The 19,121-nt window shown below is 67.8% G+C and carries 18 protein-coding genes, 1 tRNA gene and 3 pseudogenes; 16 read left to right on the top strand and 6 right to left on the bottom strand.

Annotation, left to right across the window (positions count from 1 at the left end; genetic code table 11):
* Positions 1-26: 26 nt before the first annotated feature.
* The 8 genes and pseudogenes from AU193_RS01595 to era all read left to right on the top strand — a co-directional run bounded on the left by AU193_RS01595 (position 27) and on the right by era (position 6,050).
* Positions 27-764, top strand: a complete 738-nt coding sequence (locus AU193_RS01595; RefSeq protein ID WP_064420568.1) for a 16S rRNA (uracil(1498)-N(3))-methyltransferase — start codon at positions 27-29, stop codon at positions 762-764.
* A 104-nt stretch (positions 765-868) separates the two neighbouring features.
* A pseudogene (locus tag AU193_RS23490) lies at positions 869-1,585 on the top strand (PhoH family protein); the annotation flags it as partial.
* Positions 1,574-2,395: pseudogene (locus AU193_RS23785) on the top strand (LAGLIDADG family homing endonuclease); the annotation flags it as partial. The pseudogenes AU193_RS23490 and AU193_RS23785, both read left to right, overlap by 12 nt.
* Before the next feature lie 258 nt (positions 2,396-2,653).
* A pseudogene (locus tag AU193_RS23480) lies at positions 2,654-2,989 on the top strand (PhoH family protein); the annotation flags it as partial.
* 8 nt (positions 2,990-2,997) lie between these two features.
* Positions 2,998-3,534: an rRNA maturation RNase YbeY gene (gene ybeY, locus AU193_RS01585; protein WP_064420566.1), complete on the top strand. Its 537-nt coding sequence runs from the start codon at positions 2,998-3,000 to the stop codon at positions 3,532-3,534.
* Positions 3,531-4,829: a hemolysin family protein gene (locus tag AU193_RS01580; protein WP_064420565.1), complete on the top strand. Its 1,299-nt coding sequence runs from the start codon at positions 3,531-3,533 to the stop codon at positions 4,827-4,829. The genes ybeY and AU193_RS01580 overlap by 4 nt, the downstream gene beginning before the upstream one ends.
* Complete coding sequence (locus AU193_RS01575) at positions 4,822-5,139, top strand: hypothetical protein (protein WP_064420564.1); 318 nt, start codon at positions 4,822-4,824, stop codon at positions 5,137-5,139. The genes AU193_RS01580 and AU193_RS01575 overlap by 8 nt, the downstream gene beginning before the upstream one ends.
* Positions 5,136-6,050 (top strand): GTPase Era, encoded by a 915-nt coding sequence (era, locus tag AU193_RS01570; RefSeq protein ID WP_064420563.1) that lies wholly within the window; start codon positions 5,136-5,138, stop codon positions 6,048-6,050. The genes AU193_RS01575 and era overlap by 4 nt, the downstream gene beginning before the upstream one ends.
* A 4-nt stretch (positions 6,051-6,054) precedes the next feature.
* Here the strand turns inward: era and AU193_RS01565 are convergent, their stop codons facing one another.
* Entirely contained in the window at positions 6,055-6,603 is a 549-nt protein-coding gene (locus AU193_RS01565; RefSeq protein ID WP_064420562.1) for a CAP domain-containing protein, read from the bottom strand.
* Positions 6,604-6,614: 11 nt separating this feature from the next.
* Entirely contained in the window at positions 6,615-8,132 is a 1,518-nt protein-coding gene (locus tag AU193_RS01560) for an amidase (RefSeq protein ID WP_064420561.1), read from the bottom strand.
* Positions 8,133-8,195: 63 nt separating this feature from the next.
* Here AU193_RS01560 and recO point away from each other — a divergent pair, with 63 nt between their 5' ends.
* The 3 genes from recO to AU193_RS01545 all read left to right on the top strand — a co-directional run bounded on the left by recO (position 8,196) and on the right by AU193_RS01545 (position 10,388).
* A complete protein-coding gene (recO, locus tag AU193_RS01555; RefSeq protein WP_064420560.1) occupies positions 8,196-9,056 on the top strand; it encodes a DNA repair protein RecO in 861 nt (286 codons plus the stop codon).
* Positions 8,986-9,888 carry a decaprenyl diphosphate synthase gene (locus tag AU193_RS01550; RefSeq protein WP_064420559.1) on the top strand — a complete coding sequence of 301 codons (903 nt, stop codon included), beginning with the start codon at positions 8,986-8,988 and terminating at the stop codon, positions 9,886-9,888. Before recO ends, AU193_RS01550 begins: the two co-directional genes overlap by 71 nt.
* A gap of 74 nt (positions 9,889-9,962) precedes the next feature.
* Positions 9,963-10,388 carry a hypothetical protein gene (locus AU193_RS01545; protein ID WP_064420558.1) on the top strand — a complete coding sequence of 142 codons (426 nt, stop codon included), beginning with the start codon at positions 9,963-9,965 and terminating at the stop codon, positions 10,386-10,388.
* Here AU193_RS01545 and AU193_RS01540 read toward each other — a convergent pair.
* Together AU193_RS01540 and AU193_RS01535 are read right to left on the bottom strand one after the other, a co-directional pair.
* Positions 10,377-10,784: a Fur family transcriptional regulator gene (locus AU193_RS01540; protein WP_064420557.1), complete on the bottom strand. Its 408-nt coding sequence runs from the start codon at positions 10,782-10,784 to the stop codon at positions 10,377-10,379. The genes AU193_RS01545 and AU193_RS01540 overlap by 12 nt on opposite strands.
* A gap of 10 nt (positions 10,785-10,794) precedes the next feature.
* Positions 10,795-11,169, bottom strand: a complete 375-nt coding sequence (locus tag AU193_RS01535; protein ID WP_064420556.1) for a metalloregulator ArsR/SmtB family transcription factor — start codon at positions 11,167-11,169, stop codon at positions 10,795-10,797.
* A gap of 156 nt (positions 11,170-11,325) precedes the next feature.
* On the opposite strand from AU193_RS01535, the gene AU193_RS01530 reads away from it, so the two are divergent.
* Positions 11,326-12,732, top strand: coding sequence for a glycine--tRNA ligase (locus tag AU193_RS01530; RefSeq protein ID WP_064420555.1), 1,407 nt, complete (start codon positions 11,326-11,328; stop codon positions 12,730-12,732).
* Positions 12,733-12,905: 173 nt separating this feature from the next.
* Here the strand turns inward: AU193_RS01530 and AU193_RS01525 are convergent, their stop codons facing one another.
* Complete coding sequence (locus tag AU193_RS01525; protein WP_064420554.1) at positions 12,906-14,906, bottom strand: TPM domain-containing protein; 2,001 nt, start codon at positions 14,904-14,906, stop codon at positions 12,906-12,908.
* Between the two features lie 59 nt (positions 14,907-14,965).
* On the opposite strand from AU193_RS01525, the gene AU193_RS01520 reads away from it, so the two are divergent.
* From AU193_RS01520 to AU193_RS01510, 3 genes are all read left to right on the top strand, one after another.
* On the top strand, positions 14,966-16,234 hold the full coding sequence (locus AU193_RS01520; RefSeq protein ID WP_064420653.1) for a deoxyguanosinetriphosphate triphosphohydrolase: 1,269 nt from the start codon (positions 14,966-14,968) through the stop codon (positions 16,232-16,234).
* A 31-nt stretch (positions 16,235-16,265) separates the two neighbouring features.
* Complete coding sequence (gene dnaG, locus AU193_RS01515) at positions 16,266-18,197, top strand: DNA primase (protein WP_064420553.1); 1,932 nt, start codon at positions 16,266-16,268, stop codon at positions 18,195-18,197.
* A gap of 63 nt (positions 18,198-18,260) precedes the next feature.
* On the top strand, positions 18,261-18,551 hold the full coding sequence (locus AU193_RS01510) for a hypothetical protein (protein ID WP_371259116.1): 291 nt from the start codon (positions 18,261-18,263) through the stop codon (positions 18,549-18,551).
* On the opposite strand, the gene AU193_RS01505 is transcribed toward AU193_RS01510, so the two are convergent.
* Positions 18,548-18,802, bottom strand: coding sequence for a hypothetical protein (locus tag AU193_RS01505; RefSeq protein ID WP_064420551.1), 255 nt, complete (start codon positions 18,800-18,802; stop codon positions 18,548-18,550). The genes AU193_RS01510 and AU193_RS01505 overlap by 4 nt on opposite strands.
* Positions 18,803-18,947: 145 nt before the next feature.
* On the opposite strand from AU193_RS01505, the gene AU193_RS01500 reads away from it, so the two are divergent.
* Positions 18,948-19,023: transfer RNA gene (locus AU193_RS01500), tRNA-Asn, on the top strand.
* The last annotated feature ends 98 nt before the right edge of the window (positions 19,024-19,121 follow it).

The following is a 19,121-nucleotide window of genomic DNA, read 5'->3' as shown; positions in this document are numbered from 1 at the left end:
CCAGCGCAGTTTCGGGTGTACGAGCCGTGACCGCCGCCATGTTCTACGTCGACGCCCTGCCTGCAATCGGTGAACTCGCGGTCGTCGAGGGCGACGAGGGCTTTCACGCCGCCAATGTGCGCCGCATCCGGCCCGGTGAGCGGCTCCAGCTCAGCGACGGCGCCGGAGAACTGGCGCACTGCGAGGTCGCCGAGGTCGGCAAGGGCAGGTTGACCGCGCGGGTGCTGGACCGGCGCTTCGTGCGACCCCCGTCACCGACCGTCACCGTGGTGCAGGCGCTGCCCAAGTCGGATCGCTCCGAGCTGGCGATCGAACTGGCCACCGAGGCCGGTGCCGACGGCTTCGTGGCGTGGCAGGCGGCGCGGTGCGTGGCGCGCTGGGAGACGGCTGCCAAGGTCGACAAGGGTCTGCGGCGATGGAGGGCGGTGGCGCGCTCAGCTGCCCGGCAGTCCCGGCGACCCCGGATTCCCGAGGTCAGCGGGCCGGTGTCGACGGCCGAGTTGGCCGACCGACTGCGCGACCAGCCGGTGGTGCTCGTGTTGCACGAATCGGCGACCCGACGCCTGACCGAGTTGGCTGTGGCCGAAGCTGATTCGGTCACGTTGGTGGTGGGTCCGGAGGGCGGGATCACCGACGAGGAACTCGCCGCGCTGTCGGATGCGGGTGCGACGGCCGTGCGCCTGGGGCCGGACGTGCTGCGGACTTCTAGCGCCGCGGCGGTCGCGCTGGGGGCGCTGGGGGTGCTGACCGGTCGATGGTCGTGATACGCGGCCGCCTTGACCATTGGGTCGTGTCGCTTACCAGCGGTAAACTGGGCAGCATCGCAGCCACGACCAGGCAAGAAACAGAAAGCAGGCACTGAACCCTCTTGACGCCCCGCGAAACGACCGCTGACTCTGATCAGCCTTCTGAGTCGGTACGCAGCAGCAACTCCAGGATCGATGTGCCGCCCCCCTACGTCGTGGGCCTACTGGGTTCCGCCGACGAGAATCTGCGTGAACTCGAGCACATCCTGGCGGCCGACATCCATGTGCGCGGCAATGCGCTGACCCTCTCCGGTGAGCCCGCCGACGTCGCGTTGGCCGAACGGGTGATCTCCGAACTCATCGCGATCGTGGCCAACGGCCAGACGCTGAACCCCGATGTCGTGCGACACAGCGTGGGGATGCTCACCGGCACCGGCAACGAGTCGCCCGCCGAGGTGCTCACCCTCGACATTCTGTCGCGGCGCGGCAAGACGATCCGGCCCAAGACGCTGAACCAGAAGCGCTACGTCGACGCGATCGACGCGCACACAATCGTGTTCGGCATCGGCCCCGCTGGAACGGGCAAGACGTATCTGGCAATGGCCAAGGCGGTCAACGCATTACAGTCCAAGCAGGTGTCGCGGATCATCCTCACCCGGCCGGCCGTCGAGGCGGGGGAGCGGTTGGGCTTCCTGCCGGGCACGCTGAGCGAGAAGATCGACCCGTACCTGCGTCCGCTCTACGACGCGCTGCACGACATGATGGACCCCGAGCTGATCCCAAAGTTGATGAGCGCCGGGGTAATCGAGGTGGCGCCGCTGGGGTACATGCGTGGCCGCGCACAACCTTTGTTCACCAGGGTGTTGACGCCAAGGGGTTTCGAGGCGATCGGCGACCTCAAGATCGGCGATTTCGTGATTGGCTCCGATGGCCGTCCGACTGAGGTGCTCGGGATCTATCCGCAAGGCTTCAAAGAGATTTACCGCGTCTACACGCAGGACGGTTCATCAACGCTGGCTTCGGGTGATCACCTGTGGGCGGTACACACCCGTCACGACAAGCGACGAGGTAGACCTCTTCGAGTGCTGCAGACCAAGGAGATGATTGGCAATCTTCGGGCCGCTCACTATCACCGCTACGAGTTGCCCTTGCTCAGCGCCCCAGTCGCCTTTGAACCGGAGCCTGTTCCGTTTGATCCCTACGCCTTGGGGCTTCTACTCGGCGACGGATGTGTTTCGACTCGTAGTTCGCCCAGCTTTGCGACGAGTGACCCGGAACTAGCGGACGCGTTGCAGCGGCTGATACCGGGGATCATCGTCGAGAAGAAGTCCGAGATTGACTACGTGCTGGTGGGACGACTCGGGGGCGGCCGTAGTGAGAACCCGGTCACGACAGCGATGCGCAAGCTCGCGCTTGCAGGTGCCCGCTTCGACGACAAGTTCGTCCCCTTCGAATATTTGCGAAATTCTCCGGACGTTCGACTGGCGGTTCTGCAAGGCCTGTTGGACGCCGACGGCGGCCCAGTGACCCAGAACGGCCGGACACGCCGGGTACAGTACGGAACGGCGTCAGAACAACTCGCCGACGATGTGACGTTCCTCGTTCGGTCGCTGGGGGGAGTGGTATACCGACGCACGCGGAAGGCTCAGGGACGCAACCCTGGGATGGCCCGGGGACGGGAGGTTCGCCACCGAGCCGATGCGCACATCCTCGACATTCGCCTCCCAGAGGGAATAGTCCCGTTTCGGCTCGCACGCAAGATCGCGAAGTATGACGCGGCCGGCGGAGGCAGGCCGATGCGATTCGTCGACCGCATCGAGCCCGCGGGCACCGAAGAGGCAGTCTGTATTCGAGTGGCGGCGGACGACTCGCTATACGTCACCGAGGATTTCCTGCTCACCCACAACACGTTGAATGACGCGTTCATCATCCTCGACGAGGCACAGAACACCACCGCCGAGCAGATGAAGATGTTCCTGACCCGGTTGGGGTTCGGCTCGAAAATCGTTGTGACGGGCGATATCACACAAGTAGACCTGCCCGGCGGGGCGGCCTCGGGATTGCAGACCGCGATGCGCATTCTCGACGGCATCGACGACATCCACTTCGCCGAGCTCACCAGCGCCGACGTCGTGCGACACCGGCTGGTGTCCGACATCGTCGACGCCTACGCCAGATCCGAAGAGCCGGCGCAGCTGAACCGGGCGCAGCGACGTGCCTCTGGCGGCCGGTCCAGGCGGTAGCGGCCGATATGAGCATCGAGGTGTCCAACGAGTCGGGCATCGACGTCTCCGAAGAGGAATTGATCAGCGTCGCCCGTTTCGTCATCCGCAAGATGAAGGTCAATCCCGCGGCCGAGCTGTCGATGGTGCTGCTCGACACCGCGGCGATGGCCGACCTGCACATGCGGTGGATGGACCTGCCGGGACCCACCGACGTGATGAGCTTTCCGATGGACGAGCTGGAACCGGGCGGTCGGCCCGACGCGCCCGAACCCGGTCCGGCCATGCTGGGTGACATCGCGCTGTGCCCGCAGTTCGCGGCCGATCAGGCCGCTGCGGCCGGGCATTCGCTGGGCCAGGAGCTGGCGCTGCTGACCGTGCACGGGGTGCTGCACCTGCTGGGCTACGACCACGCCGAGCCGGCCGAGGAGAAAGAGATGTTCACCCTGCAACGTCAACTGCTCGAGGAATGGGTCGCGGCACAGGTCGAGGCCTACCACCACGACCGCCAGTCCGAGAAAGAACGCAGGCTTCTCGACAACTCCCGATACTTCGACGAGCTGTGACCGGCGTCGGACAACTGATCTTCGCGATCGTCCTCGTCTTCTTCGGCGGGTTGTTCGCGGCGATCGACGCGGCTTTGAGCACGGTGTCGATGGCGCGCGTCGAGGAACTCGTCCGCGAGGAACGACCAGGAGCGGTGCGGCTGGCCAAGGTGATGGCCGAACGCCCGCGATACATCAACCTGATCGTGCTGCTGCGCATCGCCTGCGAGGTCGGGCCGACGGTGTTGTTGGCCGCCTACCTCGACGGGCACCTCGGGGTCACGTGGGGGTTGTTCGCCGCCGCCGCGATCATGGTGGTGGTGAGCTTCGTCGTGATCGGCGTCGGTCCCCGGACGCTCGGCAGACAGCATGCCTACACGATCGCGCTGCTGGCCGCCCTTCCGCTGCAGGCACTTTCGGTGCTGCTGACGCCCATCAGCCGCCTGCTGGTGCTGATCGGCAACGCGCTGACACCCGGCCGCGGATTCCGCAACGGACCGTTCGCCTCCGAGATCGAGCTGCGCGAGGTGGTCGACCTGGCGCAGCAGCGCGGCGTGGTGGCCGACGACGAGCGGCGGATGATCCAGTCGGTGTTCGAACTCGGTGACACCCCGGCCCGCGAAGTGATGGTGCCGCGTACCGAGATGGTGTGGATCGAAAGCGACAAGACGGCAGGGCAGGCGACCTCACTGGCCGTGCGCAGCGGCCACTCCCGGATCCCGGTGATCGGGGAGAACGTCGACGACATCGTCGGGGTCGTCTACCTCAAAGACCTCGTCCAGCGCACGTACTACTCGACCGACGGCGGTCGCGGCACCAAGGTCTCCGATGTCATGCGGCGCACGGTGTTCGTCCCGGATTCCAAGCCGCTCGACGAGCTGCTTCGTGAGATGCAACGCGACCGCGTCCACATGGTCCTGCTGGTCGACGAGTACGGCGCGATCGCGGGACTGGTCACCATCGAGGATGTGCTCGAGGAGATCGTCGGCGAGATCGTCGACGAGTACGACGCCGGCGAAGTGGTGCCCGTAGAAGACTTGGGCGACAACCGCTATCGCGTCTCGGCCCGGCTGCCGATCGAGGACCTCGGGGAGCTCTACGACATCGAGTTCGACGACGATCTCGATGTGGACACCGTCGGCGGCCTCGTTGCGCTCGAACTCGGCCGCGTTCCACTGCCGGGCGCGGAGGTGACGTGGGACGGGCTGCGGCTGCAGGCCGAAGGCGGGCCGGACCATCGCGGCCGGGTGCGCATCGGCACGGTGCTGGTCAGCCGAACGGAGACCCCGGAGGGAGACGACGAGCGCGATGACTGACCTCGACGCCGAGGACGCCAAGCTGGTGACATTGGCCCGCGGGGCGATGGCGAGGGCCGAGGCCGGCAGCGGCGCCGCCGTGCGCGACCGCGACGGCCGCACCTACGCGGCGGCTCCGGTAGCGCTGACGGCGTTGGAGCTGACCGCCTTACAGGCCGCCGTGGCCGCCGCGGTGTCCAGTGGCGCGACCGGTCTGGAGGCCGCGGTGTTGCTCGGCGGTTCCTCCGACGACGCGGGCGTGGCGGCGGTGCGCGAGCTGTCGGCCGACGCGGCGGTGATCGTCACCGACCGATCCGGACGCCCGGTGTGAAGGACGAATTCCGTTCGGGCTTCGTCTGTTTCGTCGGGCGGCCCAACACCGGCAAGTCGACGCTGACCAACGCCCTGGTCGGCGCGAAGGTCGCGATCACGTCGAACCGGCCGCAGACCACCCGGCACACCATCCGGGGGATCGTGCACCGGGAGAATTTCCAGATCGTCCTCGTCGACACCCCGGGCCTGCACCGCCCGCGCACGTTGCTGGGGCAGCGGCTCAACGATCTGGTCAAGGACACCTACTCCGAGGTCGACGTGATCGGATGGTGCATCCCCGCCGACGAGAAGATCGGTCCCGGCGACCGCTGGATCCACGAGCAGATCCGCGCGGTCGCGCCCAAAACCACGCTGGTCGCGATCGTCACCAAGATCGACAAGGTGCCCAGGGACCGCGTCGCGGCGCAACTGGTCGCCGTGAGCGAGCTGGTCGGTCCCGACGTCGAGATCGTTCCGGTGTCGGCGACCGCGGCCGACAACCTCGACGTACTGGTCGACGTGCTCGCCGCCAAATTGCCCCCGGGGCCGGCGTTCTACCCCGACGGCGAGCTCACCGACGAGCCGGAGGAGACCCTGATGGCCGAGCTGATCCGCGAGGCCGCGCTCGAAGGTGTGCGTGACGAACTACCGCACTCGCTGGCCGTCGTCATCGAGGAGGTCACCCCGCGGGAGGGCCGCACACCGGAGCAGGGCGATCTGATTGACGTGCACGCCATCCTGTTCGTCGAACGCCAGAGCCAGAAGGGCATCGTCATCGGCAAGGGCGGCGCGAGGTTGCGTGAGGTGGGCACCGCCGCGCGCCAGCAGATCGAGAAGTTGCTGGGCACGAAGGTCTATCTCGACCTGAGGGTCAAGATCGCCAAGAACTGGCAGCGCGACCCGAAACAACTGGGCCGCTTGGGCTTCTGACGCGTCAGCTCTGGGCGCCCGAGCCGGGCTCCCCGAACGGCCTTCCGGGGCCGTGCGCCGGTGGGGCGCCGTCGCCCTTGCCGTAGACCGCCACGACCACCGTTCGGTCGATCGCGTTCGCCGACCACACGCCGATGTCGACGTTGGAGCAGTCGGACATGATCGCCTTGTAGTCCGGCCGGTGGTACCACTGGTTGATCAGCTCGATGCCGCTCATCGCCAGCGCGGGGTTGATGGCTACCGTCTCCGTCACCGCGCCCGCGTAGCCGGCATTGCGCGCCCGGTCGGCCACCGTGCTGCCGTCCGAGCCGATGTCGCCGTTGAGCGCGCGGTTGTTGAGCACGTCGTTGGTGTGCCATTCGGCGGCCAGACGCAGCTTCGGGTTGATCTTGATGTCGGTGTCGCAGCCGGCCTGCCGCTGCACGGTGTAGACGTTGGCCACCACACCGTCGTTGAACCGCTTGTTGTCAGCGGCCGCGGTCGGGATCCCGGTCACCAAGCCGGCCACCAACGCCAGAACCGCAACCGCGCACGCGTAACTCAGCGCTCTCATGTCGGCAGACTCTACGCGACCTCGTCGGAGACGTCCTCGTCTTCGCGCCGGTCGGGGGCCGCTGCCGGCTCCTCGGACGCCGCGGATTCGGGGTCGGGCGCGGGTGCGGGGAGCCACCACGGCTCGGGCTGGCGCACCGTCCAACCGTTGATCGCCTCCAGTTCCGCGGCCAGCGAGACCAGCAACGGTTCGCTGTTGGCCGGGCCCATCAGCTGAACGCCGATCGGCAGGCCTTCAGAGGTGAATCCGGCCGGCACGTTGATCGACGGCCAGCCCAGCAGGTTCCACGGCCAGGTCACCGGGCACGCCTTGATCATCGTGCGGTCGGTGGCCAGCCCGCCGAGCTCGTCGAACTCGTGCACCTTCGGAGGCGGCTGCGCGGTCGTCGGCGCCAGCACCACATCGGCGATGTTGAAGATGTATCCGATGCGACGGTGCGCACGGGTCTCGCGGGCGCGGGCCTTGCGCAGGACGTGCTCGGACAAGAGCCGGCCCGTGCGCAGGTTGGCCTTGGTCCGCTTGTCGAGCGTGACGTCGTGGCCGAGCCGGTCCGCCCAGTCCAGCAGTCCCGACGTCGACCGGGACAGGAAGTTCCACGACATCTGCAGGCTGTAGTCGGGTTCGGCGGTGAACACGCCGTGCCCGAGATCCTGGAGCTGAGCGGCGACCACGGACATCGCCGCCTGGATCTCGGGGTGCAGCGTGGCCCGGAACACGGTGAACGGGAACTTCGTCGACATCGCGATCCGCAGTGGACCGGGCGCCTGCGCCACGTATTCCGACACCTTGACCGGCGGGGGTTGGTGGCGATCGCCGGCAACGTTGCCGGACGCGGCGTCGAGCACCAGCGCCGCATCGGCGACCGTACGCGCCAGCACACCGTTGACCGTGATCCCGTTGAACGCCTCTGGCAGCGGCCACGTCGAGATCCGGCCGCGCTGCGGTTTGATGCCGACCAGATGCGTCCACGCGGCGGGGATACGCACGCTGCCTGCCCCGTCGGAACCGATCGCGGCGGTCACCAGCCCGGCCGCGACCGCGGCGGCGCTGCCGCCGGACGAACCGCCGGGGGTGTGGTCGCGCGACCACGGGTTGCGGGTGTGGCCGAAGGCGGGTCCGCTGGTGAACGGCCACTGACCCAGTTCGCAGGTGTTGGTCTTGCCGACGATGACCGCGCCTGCCGCCTTCAACCGCCGCACCACCTCGGCGTCCCGTGCGGCCGGACGGATGTTGCCGTCGGCGCCGAACCTGGTCGGGACGCCCGCGACGTCGACGTCGTCCTTGACGGCGATGGGGATGCCCAGCAGCGGATACTTCGAAATATCCTGGGCCGTCGAGCGTTTGCGGTCCGCACGGGCGGCGTCGACCAGGGCCTGCTCGGTGAGCACCACCCGGAACGCGTTGAGCGTCGGCTGGCTGGCCGCGATGGCGTCGAGGGAGCGCTGAACCAGTTCCACCGACGTGACCGAGCCGCTCGCGAGCTGGAAGAGCTGTTGAGTGAGGGTGGGGAAGCGCGTGTTTTTGACCATCGAGTGAAAGCTTATCGGCGGTGCGGATCGGAATCTGACGGACCGCAGTGGGAGACTGAACCGATGCGGCTGTATCGGGACCGGGCGGTGGTGCTGCGCCAGCACAAGCTCGGCGAGGCCGACCGCATCGTGACACTTCTCACCCGCGATCACGGGTTGGTGCGGGCGGTGGCCAAGGGGGTGCGGCGCACCCGCAGCAAGTTCGGCGCCCGGCTTGAGCCGTTCGCGCACATCGACGTTCAACTGCATCCGGGCCGCAACCTCGACATCGTCACCCAGGTACAGGCCATCGACGCGTTCGCCTCCGACATCGTCAGCGACTACGGCCGCTACACCTGCGCCTGCGCGGTGCTGGAGACCGCAGAACGCCTGGCCGGTGAGGAACGCGCCCCGATGCCCGCGCTGCACCGGCTGACGGTGGCCGCGTTGCGGGCGGTGGCCGACGGGGGCCGGTCTCGTGAGCTCGTGTTGGACGCGTACCTGTTGCGCGCCATGGGGATCGCGGGCTGGGCTCCGGCGTTGACCGAATGCGCCCGTTGCGCTGCGCCCGGTCCCCACCGGGCGTTCCACGTGGCGGCTGGAGGCAGCGTGTGCGTGCACTGCCGGCCCTCCGGGTCGGTGACGCCGCCCCAGGCGGTGCTCGATCTGATGGCCGCGCTGCACGACGGGGACTGGGAGTACGCCGAGACGTCCACGACGTCGCACCGCAGCCAGGCCAGCGGGCTGGTGGCCGCCCATCTGCAGTGGCACCTGGAGCGCCAATTGCGGACGTTGCCGCTGGTGGAACGGGTGTACCGGGTGGATAGGAGTGTCGGCGACCAGCATGTGCGGCTGGTCGGGAATGATGTGGCCCATGGCAAGCGAACGGGATGGGCGGAGGAAGAAGGCTCCGCCGAGCTACCCTCAGCTGCCCCCGGCGCCTGACGACTACCCGACGTTCCCCGACAAGTCGACGTGGCCCGTCGTCTTCCCTGAGATTCCGCCGGGCACCAACGGCCGGTTCGCGCGCCCGCCGCAGCACACGTCGAAGGAGGCCGCGCCGCGGATCCCGGCCGAGCAGGTGCCCCGCCACGTCGCCGTCGTCATGGACGGCAACGGGCGCTGGGCCACCCAGCGTGGCCTGCACCGCACCGAGGGGCACAAGATGGGCGAGGCCGTCCTCATCGACATCACCTGTGGCGCAATCGAAATCGGCATCAAACACCTGACGGTCTACGCGTTCTCCACCGAGAACTGGAAACGCAGCACCGAAGAGGTGCGCTTCTTGATGGGCTTCAACCGGGAGGTGGTGCGTCGCCGCCGGGAGAACCTCAACGACATGGGTGTGCGGATGCGCTGGGTCGGCTCGCGGCCCCGCATGTGGCGCAGCGTGATCAAGGAGTTCGACATCGCCGAGCAGATGACCGTCGGCAACGACGTCATCACGATCAACTACTGCGTCAACTACGGGGGGCGCACCGAGATCGTCGAGGCGACGCGCGAGATCGCGCAGTTGGCGGTCGACGGCAAGATCAACCCGAACCGCATCAACGAGGCGACGTTCGCGAAACACCTGCATCGTTCCGACATCCCCGACGTGGACCTGTTCATCCGGACCTCGGGGGAGCAGCGCGCCAGCAACTTCCTGCTGTGGCAGGCCGCCTACGCCGAATTCGTGTTCCAGGACAAGTTGTGGCCGGACTACGACCGCCGCGACTTGTGGGCTGCCTGCGAAGAGTACGTCAACCGCAACCGCCGCTTCGGCCGAGCCGAATGATGTACCTGAGCGGCCGAGCCGAATGATGTACCTGAGCGGCAGAGCCGAATGATGTACCTGAGCGGGAGAGCCTGATGGCACTGCAGGAACGGCTCGGCGAGATCCTCGAAGGCGTCCTGCCCGTGACGCGTGAGGCCGACGGGGCGGTCACCGTCCACCACGACGAGACGTTCGCCTCGCTGCGCACGGTTCCGGTCGCCGAGGGCTTGGAGTTGGTATCGCTGACCCAGATCCTGGCGTGGGACCTTCCGCTGGACGCCAAGCTGCGCGCCGCGGTCGCCGAGCACGCCCACAACACGCTGCTGGGCACGGTCTCGCTGGCATCCAAGAGCGCACCCAAGCAGGTCGCCGCCGGAGCCAAGCGCAACTCCAAGAAGGCCGCGGATGTGCTGCTGCGCTACAACTTTCCGGCCGCCGGGCTGACCGACGACGCGCTGCGCACGCTGATCCTCATGGTGCTGGCCACCGGCGCCGAGGTGCGCCGCGCACTAGTCGGCTGAACCGTTCGCCGCTGCGCACTCGCCGCAGACGCCGAAGATCTCGATCGTGTGGCTGACGTCGGAGAAGCCGTGCTGTCGGGCGATGTCGGCGGCCCAGGTCTCGACGTCACCGCCCTGGATCTCCACCGTCGAACCGCACGCGCGGCACACCAGGTGGTGATGGTGGTCGTCCGAGCAGCGGCGGTATACCGACTCGCCGGTGTCGGTGCGCAACGTGTCGACGACGCCGGCGGCCGCCATCTGTTGCAGCGTGCGGTACACGGTGGTCAGGCCGATGCCCTCGCCGCGCCGCCGCAGCTCGTCGTGCAGTTCCTGGGCGGAGCGGAACTCGTCGAGGCTCTCCAGGAGGGTCGCGATCGCCGCGCGCTGTCGCGTCGCGCGGACCCCCATGCTCATTGACACGTATTCACTCGCCGGCCTCGGCCGCGTGCGTCACCGCGGCGACGACGATGTCGGCGAGGTGATGATCGACGAGGCGATACATCACTTCGCGTCCGGACCGTTCACCGGCCACGACGCCCGCCGCCTTCAGGATCCGCAAGTGCTGGCTGACCAACGGCTGGGGAACGGCCAGCACGTCGACGAGTTCGTGCACGCAGCGCGCCGACTCGCGCAACTGCAGCACGATCGCGATCCGCACCGGAGCGGCCAGTGCACGCAGCAGGTCACCCGAGGTATCCAGCACGTCGCGGGGCGGCAGGTCTGCGTAGGGCGCGCCGCCGTGGTCGTGGGCGTCCGCGGAGGCGACGCGACCGTCGGCCAAAGTGGAAACGATTTTCATTACGACCCACCATACATGCGCTTCTATGCATGTCAACGCCGGACTGCGGTGGCCCACCCTTCGCCGAGTGACCGTGTCTGTCCACGAATCCGCGGCGTGTCGTTGGGCAAATGCGGTCGCTCGTCGGCGGTGAGGGTGTCGCTAGGCTATGCAGTCGTGGCTTCATCTTCTTCGATCATCGACACCGTCGCGAACCTGGCAAAGCGGCGCGGTCTGGTCTACCAGGCGGGGGAGATCTACGGCGGCACCAAATCGGCTTGGGACTACGGCCCGTTGGGCGTCGAGCTCAAGGAGAACATCAAGCGCCAGTGGTGGCGATCGGTGGTCACCAGCCGCGACGACGTCGTCGGCCTGGACTCGTCGATCATCCTGCCCCGTGAGGTGTGGGTGGCGTCCGGGCACGTCGACGTGTTCCACGATCCGCTGGTCGAGTGCCTCAACTGTCACAGGCGCCATCGGCAGGACCATTTGCAGGAGGCGTATCTGGAAAAGCACGGAGCGAAGAAGGGTCTTACAGACCCCGAATCCGTGGCGATGAGCGAGATCGCCTGCCCGGACTGCGGCACCAAGGGCCAGTGGACCGAACCGCGCGACTTCAACATGATGCTCAAGACCTACCTCGGTCCGATCGAGACCGAGGAGGGCCTGCACTATCTGCGGCCGGAGACCGCGCAGGGTATCTTCGTCAACTTCACGAATGTGGTGACCACGCAACGCAAGAAGCCGCCGTTCGGCATCGCGCAGACCGGCAAGAGCTTCCGCAACGAAATCACGCCGGGCAACTTCATCTTCCGGACCCGGGAGTTCGAGCAGATGGAGATGGAGTTCTTCGTCGAGCCGTCGACCGCCCGCGAGTGGCACCAGTACTGGATCGACGAGCGGCTGCAGTGGTACGTCGAACTCGGCATCGACCGCGACAATCTGCGGCTCTACGAACATCCGAAGGAGAAACTGTCGCACTACTCCGACCGCACCGTCGACATCGAGTACAAGTTCGGATTCCAGGGCAACCCGTGGGGTGAGCTCGAGGGTGTCGCGAACCGCACCGACTTCGACTTGTCCACGCACACAAAGCATTCCGGCGTCGACCTGTCCTACTACGACCAGGCCAACGACACCCGATACGTTCCCTATGTGATCGAGCCGGCGGCGGGCCTTACGCGGTCGTTCATGGCGTTCCTCGTCGACGCCTACGCCGAGGACGAGGCGCCCAACGCCAAGGGTGGTGTCGACAAGCGCACCGTGTTGCGGCTGGATCCGCGGCTGGCGCCGGTCAAGGCCGCGGTGCTGCCGCTGTCGCGCAACGAGGCGCTCTCACCGAAGGCGCGCGACCTCGCCGCCGAACTGCGCAAGTGCTGGAACGTCGAGTTCGACGACGCGGGGGCGATCGGGCGGCGCTACCGTCGCCAGGACGAGATCGGCACCCCGTTCTGCGTGACGGTCGACTTCGACTCGCTCGAGGATCACGCCGTCACGGTCCGCGAGCGCGACGCGATGACGCAGGACCGGGTGTCGCTCGACAACGTCAGCGATTACCTCGCCGCTCGGCTCAAGGGCTGCTAGTTCCTCTGTCGCGAGCGTGCGGGTCTGTCGACGACACGCCGTTGTGGCGCAGCACTTTCCGCACATTCGCGGAGCGACGAAAGTGCACGAACCGCTCCATATCCGCGGCATGTCGTGCGCAAACACGCACGCTCGCGGTGGTGAAGGATCCGCGCGCGGTGGTGAAGGATGCGCTAGAAGCGCCCGCCGCCCCCGAACATTCCGCCGCCGCCGGAGCCACCGAACGAACCGGGGCTGAATCCGCCGCCGCCGAAACCGCCGAAGCCGCCGCGCATTCCGCCACTGAGGATGTTACCGATGAGGATGCCGCCGATGATCGCGCCCATATTGCCCCCACCGCCGCGGCCGCCGCCGAACGGACCCATATACGAGCTGTGCGCGTTCTGAACGTCGGCGTTGGCCAGATTCTGCGCCTGCGACGCGAGCATCGCCGCGCCGTTGGCATGCTTGACGGCCTCGGCCGGATCGGTCGCCCGCCGCTCTTCGGCTGCGCCGATCTGACGGACGGCCTCGGCCAGCCGGGTGCGGGCCTCGGGACCGACGATGCCGCGACGGGTGTCGATGAAGTCCGACACCGACCGAACCCGCGACCGCGCCGTGAACAGCGCCTCGTCCAACGCTCGGTTGAGCCGTTCGGCAGCCTCCCGCTCCTGCTCGACGGCGGCCAGCAGCCGATCGAGATCCGCGTCCGCCTTCGTCAGTTCGGTGAAAGTACCAAGCGGGTCAGCGGCTTTCGAGCGCTGTGCGGCGGCGACAGCGGCCGCTGCCGCGTCACGCGCCTCGGCCAGCTGCGCGGCCTGCGGCACGGCGCCCTGCTGCAACAGGGCACCGGCCTGCTTGATGCCGTTCTGGATGTCCTCGATCGCCGCGGGCAGCGTGGCAGCGGCGCGACGGATGTCACTGGCGGCGCTGTCCACCGCATCGAGCAGACCTCGCGCCTGCACCAACGCCGACTCCGCGGCACGCACAGATTCGACGAGTTCGCTCTGCTGTCCCGGCACCGGACGGGCGGCCAGGTCACGCCCGCGACTGATGCTCTCGTCGGCGAAGTCGAGCAGTTCCTTGGCCGCGTCCACGTTGCCGGTCACCGAACTCAGGGCCGTCGCGTCGAACTCGCTGTGCAGTTGAGCAAGCTTCTGGCGTGACGGCTCGAGCCGGGCGGTGATGTCGACCACCCGCTGGGTCATCGAGTCCAGTTTGGACGGCGCGTTGATCACCAGGTTCCGCAACTCGGAGAACGCGTCCCGCTGTGCGTCCAGCTCACGGTCGGCCTTGGCCGCCGCGACCACCACGCGGGTCAGCAGGTCGCGACGCTGCGCAGGGGTTTCCGGGATGGCGTCGTCGAGAATCTGCCGGACGTTGAACGCTTGGGCCAGCGTCGTTCTCGCGTTGTTGACCGCCCGCGTGAACGGCTCGGTCCGCGTAGTCCCGAACTCCTCGACGGCCAACTCCAATTCGTGGTCGCTGGTGCGCACCGCGTTGTCGACCTCGACGACCATCGCTCGCGACAGATCGTCGAGGGCATCCAGCGATACCCCCGCCAACGCCTGCGGGTCGCTGGGATCGACGCGGCGCGCGGCGGCGAACTCGGCCTCCCGACGCTTGCGCTGTCGCCGCCGGCGCCAGACCATCAACACCACCACCGCGAGCGCGATCACTCCGAGGGCAATGAGCACTCCGGTCCAGGACAAGCTCGAACCCGAGCTGCCCGACTGGGCGAGTCCGTCGGCCGCCGCGACCGCCGCTCCGGCCCAGTCGTTCTGACGCAGCGCGGGTTCGATGCCGCTGCGCCGCACGCTCTGCACTCGGCTCGAACTCAACTCGGTCGCGCTGTCGGGCACCAGGAACGCGTACGAGCGGTCGACCGTGGCCACCGCGAGCAGCGCGTCGAAAGAGCCCAGGTCGCTCACGCGCATGGTGTTGCGCGCCCACGTCTCGGCCGGCTGACCGGAGAACGAGTCGACGTAGACGACCCACAGCCGGGTCCTGCTGCTGTCGTAGAGCGAGTTGACCGCCGAGGTCACATCCGCCCGGCCGGCGTTGTCGAGCACACCGGCGTTGTCGGTGACGTAGCCCGGAAGTCGAAACGGCGGCTCGGCCGTCGCCGTCGGTGCGATGAGCGCGCCGGCGATGAGCATGACGAGCACGAGGGTCAGCAAGCGGACGAGACGCATGTCCGCCAATCTAGTGCGCACCGCCGTCGGGCCGGTTGGTGCTGGCAGACTATCCGGCGGTGACAGGCAACGCAGATCCCTATGCAGATCCCTACGACGAGTTCGACCGCCAGCGATGGGTGGTGGAGCCGCCGAAGGGTGCCGCGTTGCCGGGTACCGACACCGAGCACCGCACCGATTTCGCGCGCGACCGGGCACGGGTGCTGCACTGCGCGGCGCTTCGCCGGTTGGCCGACAAGACCCAGGTGGTCGGGCCGCGCCAGGGTGAGACTCCGCGCACCCGGCTGACGCATTCGCTGGAGGTCGCCCAGATCGGCCGCGGCATGGCGATCGGCCTGGGCTGCGACCCCGACCTCGTCGACCTCGCCGGCCTGGCCCACGACATCGGTCATCCGCCCTACGGTCACAACGGCGAGCGGGCCCTGAACGAGATCGCCGCCGACTGCGGCGGCTTCGAGGGCAACGCCCAGAACTTCCGAATCCTGACCCGCCTCGAGCCGAAAGTGGTTGACACACAGGGCGAGAGCGCGGGGCTGAACCTCACCCGGGCCGCGCTGGACGCCGTCACCAAGTATCCGTGGCGGCGCGGGTCACGGCAGGCGAAGTTCGGTTTCTACGAGGACGACGTGCCCGCCGCTGACTGGGTGCGCGCCGACACGCCCGCCGAGAAACCCTGCCTGGAGGCGCAGGTCATGGACTGGGCCGACGACGTTGCGTATTCGGTGCACGACGTCGAGGACGGTGTGGTGTCCGGCCGCATCGACATGCGGGTTCTGGCCGACGCCGATGCGGCGGCCGAGCTGGGTCGGCTGGGGGAGTCGAGCGGGATGGGCGCCGGGCTGCGGTCCGACGATCTGGTGGCTGCGGCGGCGCGGCTGTCCGGCCTGCCGGTGGTCGCCGCGGTGGGTAAGTACGACGGCACGCTCGCGGCATCGGTCGCGCTCAAGAGACTGACCAGCGAGTTGGTCGGCCGGTTCGCGTCAGCGGCGATCGCGGCGACCCGCGAGGAAGCCGGTCGGGGACCGCTGGTCCGTTACCGGGCCGACCTGCGCGTTCCTGACTTGGTGCGGGCCGAGGTGGCGGTGCTCAAGATCCTGGCGCTGCAGTTCATCATGTCGGATCCGCGGCATCTGGAACTGCAGGCACGCCAGCGCGAGCGCGTGCGCCGGGTGGTGGCGTGGGTCGCCGCGGGCGCACCGGCGACGCTCGACCCGATCTTCGTGCCGGCGTTCAACGCCGCCGGTGACGACGGCGCGCGCCTGCGGGTGGTCATCGACCAGGTCGCGTCCTTCACCGAGGGCCGCCTCGAGCGGTTGGAACCCGCCTAGGGGTTCGCGCAGGGCGCTCTAGACTGGCCCGGTGGCCGGCCGCATTCCTGATCGCGACATCGCGGCCATCCGCGACCAGGTCCGCATCGAGGACGTCGTCGGCGACTACGTGCAGTTGCGGCGCGCGGGCGCGGACTCCCTGAAGGGGCTGTGCCCTTTCCACGACGAGAAGTCGCCGTCGTTCCACGTGCGGCCCAACCACGGCCACTTCCACTGCTTCGGCTGCGGTGAGGGTGGCGACGTCTACGCCTTCGTCCAGAAGATCGAGCACGTCAGCTTCGTCGAGTCGGTCGAACTGCTCGCCGACCGCGTCGGCTACACGATCACCTACACCGGCGCATCGACCACCAATGTGCAGCGCGACCGCGGCAGCCGCAGCAGGTTGCTCGCCGCCAACGCGGCGGCACAGGAGTTCTATGCGGCTGCGCTGGAGTCCGACGAGGCCGCACCCGCGCGGCAGTACCTGATCGAGCGCAACTTCGACGGCCACGCGGCCAAACGGTTCGGCTGCGGCTTCGCGCCGTCGGGCTGGGATACATTGACAAAGCATCTGCTGCGCAAGGGTTTTGAGTTCAAGGAGCTCGAAGCGGCCGGCCTGTCGCGCGAAGGCAAACGCGGCCCGATGGACCGCTTCCACCGCAGACTGCTGTGGCCGATCAGGGCCAGTGGCGGCGAGGTGATCGGCTTCGGCGCCCGCCGGATCTTCGACGACGACCCGATGGAAGCCAAGTACGTCAACACCCCCGAAACCGTTCTGTACAAGAAGTCGTCGGTCCTGTTCGGGTTGAATCTGGCCAAGCGCGACATCGCCAAAGGCCATCAGGCCGTCGTTGTCGAGGGCTACACCGACGTGATGGCGATGCACCTGGCCGGCGTGACGACAGCGGTGGCGTCGTGCGGAACCGCGTTCGGCGATGAGCACCTGTCGATGCTGCGTCGACTCATGATGGACGACAACTTCTTTCGCGGTGAGCTGATCTACGTCTTCGACGGCGACGCCGCGGGCCGCGCCGCGGCTATCAAGGCGTTCGAGGGTGAGCAGAACCTGGCGGGCCAGTCGTTCGTCGCGGTGGCCTCAGAAGAGAAACTGGCCGGGATGGATCCGTGTGACATCCGGCTTCAATTCGGCGACGGTGCACTGCGCGACCTGGTGGCGCGACGAACACCGTTGTTCGAGTTCGCAATTCGCACCGCACTGGCCGAACACGACCTCGACAGCGCCGAGGGCCGAGTCGCCGCGCTGCGCCGATGCGTGCCTATGGTGGCCCGCATCAAGGAGCCGATGCTGCGCGACGAGTATGCGCGGCGGCTGACGGGCTGGGTGGGCTGGGCCGACGAGGCGCAGGTGTTGACACGGGTGCGCGAGGAAGCGCAGAAGCGGGGGATGCCCGAACGCGCCGGTCGCAGACGCGCGGCAGGCGAGCAGCCGCAGCCACGCGGGGCGCGTACGCCTGACCCGGCTGCGCGACCGGACCCCGCGGACCCGACGCTGTGGCCGCAGCGCGAGGCGCTCAAAGCCGCCCTGCAGTATCCGGCGCTCGCGGGGCCGGTGTTCGATTCGCTGACGGTCGAGAGCTTCACACACCCGGGTTACGCCGCGGTGCGCTCGGCCGTCGACGCCGCCGGTGGCACGTCCACGGGCCAGTCCGGCGCGCAATGGATCGAGACGGTCCGATCGCACACCGAGACGCCCGCGGCGGCGAGCCTGGTCAACGAACTCGGGGTGGAAGCCGTCAACGTCGACGACGACGAGCGGTTGCCGCGCTACATCGGCGGGGTGTTGGCCCGGTTGCAAGAGGTCTGGGTGGGGCGGCAGATCGCCGAGGTCAAGTCGAAGCTGCAGCGCATGTCGCCGGTCGAGCAGGGCGACGAGTACCACGCGTTGTTCGGTGACCTGGTCGCGATGGAGGCGTATCGGCGCAGCCTGCTCGAGCAGGCCAGCGGAGACGACATCTCTGCGTAGTCCCCGGTAACGCGATATGGTGGGCGCGCTGTACACCGTGGGAACGGTCAGGAAGGCGTGCACGTGACATCGACCAACAACCGGGCGCGGCGGTTCATCGCCGCAGGCGCGATCGCCATGGCCGCGGTCGCGGCACCGCTTGCGGCCTCCGTGCTGTCCGAATCCGACGCGGCCCCGCCGCTCAGCCAATGCCTGGCGTGGTTCGGGAACAAGGAGGACGGCCGGTGCCTCGGCGTCTCGAACGGCAACGGCATCAATGTCGGTACTCCGCAGATCGGCCTAGATCAGGGCCAAGTCGGCGTCAACACGGGCCCCCTGCTTCCCGGCCAGACGATCACTGATCCGTACCGTTAACGGACCTTCCTCACCTGCGCAGTCTCGGGTCCGATGATCTCGGTTCCGTTGTCGATCTGGGTCAACTTGATCATCGGTGGGTCCGGTGACACCCGGTCGGCGATCTTGCGTCGTCCGGCGTCGAGTACGGCTTTGGCGGTGGGGCTCTCGGTGACCGCCTTGTAGGTGCCGGCGAGCTGTTCATATCGGCGGCGGCCGGCCTTGGAGCCGAGTACATAGCCGACACCCAATACGACGAAATACCCGATCACGGGGTCCCTTCCAGACGAGGTGTTTGCGTTCCATCCTGCCTCACGTACCTGAGAGCGCGAGCGGAGGCGGCGTATTGGCGGCGCCGCCGACACGTACGCTAGAGTCAACCCCCGTCCCGCGCAGAGCGAGATCGCGGGTGAGCAGTCCCCTGTAGCTCAATTGGCAGAGCATTCGGCTGTTAACCGAAGGGTTGCTGGTTCGAGTCCAGCCGGGGGAGCCAATGTTTGCAGTGCGGAGCTGCGATGTCCCAAGTGTCGCGACCTGCAACATATTGGAGTCTCAGGCATTCCTTTCAGGGGCGCGGCATTCGATGACATT

It is taken from the genome of Mycobacterium sp. GA-1285 (assembly GCF_001499905.1).
Taxonomy (GTDB): domain Bacteria; phylum Actinomycetota; class Actinomycetes; order Mycobacteriales; family Mycobacteriaceae; genus Mycobacterium.
The sequence above is the reverse complement of the archived record's forward strand: the minus strand, read 5'-3'. Positions and strand labels throughout refer to the sequence as shown.

Excerpts from the sequence above, each read along its gene's own strand:
- AU193_RS01550 (WP_064420559.1), top strand. The coding sequence starts at position 8,986 with ATGGCAAGCGAACGGGATGGGCGGAGGAAGAAGGCTCCGCCGAGCTAC.
- AU193_RS01545 (WP_064420558.1), top strand. The coding sequence starts at position 9,963 with ATGGCACTGCAGGAACGGCTCGGCGAGATCCTCGAAGGCGTCCTGCCC.
- AU193_RS01525 (WP_064420554.1), bottom strand. The coding sequence starts at position 14,906 with ATGCGTCTCGTCCGCTTGCTGACCCTCGTGCTCGTCATGCTCATCGCC.
- ybeY (WP_064420566.1), top strand. The coding sequence starts at position 2,998 with ATGAGCATCGAGGTGTCCAACGAGTCGGGCATCGACGTCTCCGAAGAG.
- AU193_RS01565 (WP_064420562.1), bottom strand. The coding sequence starts at position 6,603 with ATGAGAGCGCTGAGTTACGCGTGCGCGGTTGCGGTTCTGGCGTTGGTG.
- AU193_RS01535 (WP_064420556.1), bottom strand. The coding sequence starts at position 11,169 with ATGAAAATCGTTTCCACTTTGGCCGACGGTCGCGTCGCCTCCGCGGAC.
- AU193_RS01540 (WP_064420557.1), bottom strand. The coding sequence starts at position 10,784 with ATGAGCATGGGGGTCCGCGCGACGCGACAGCGCGCGGCGATCGCGACC.
- AU193_RS01575 (WP_064420564.1), top strand. The coding sequence starts at position 4,822 with ATGACTGACCTCGACGCCGAGGACGCCAAGCTGGTGACATTGGCCCGC.
- AU193_RS01560 (WP_064420561.1), bottom strand. The coding sequence starts at position 8,132 with ATGGTCAAAAACACGCGCTTCCCCACCCTCACTCAACAGCTCTTCCAG.
- recO (WP_064420560.1), top strand. The coding sequence starts at position 8,196 with ATGCGGCTGTATCGGGACCGGGCGGTGGTGCTGCGCCAGCACAAGCTC.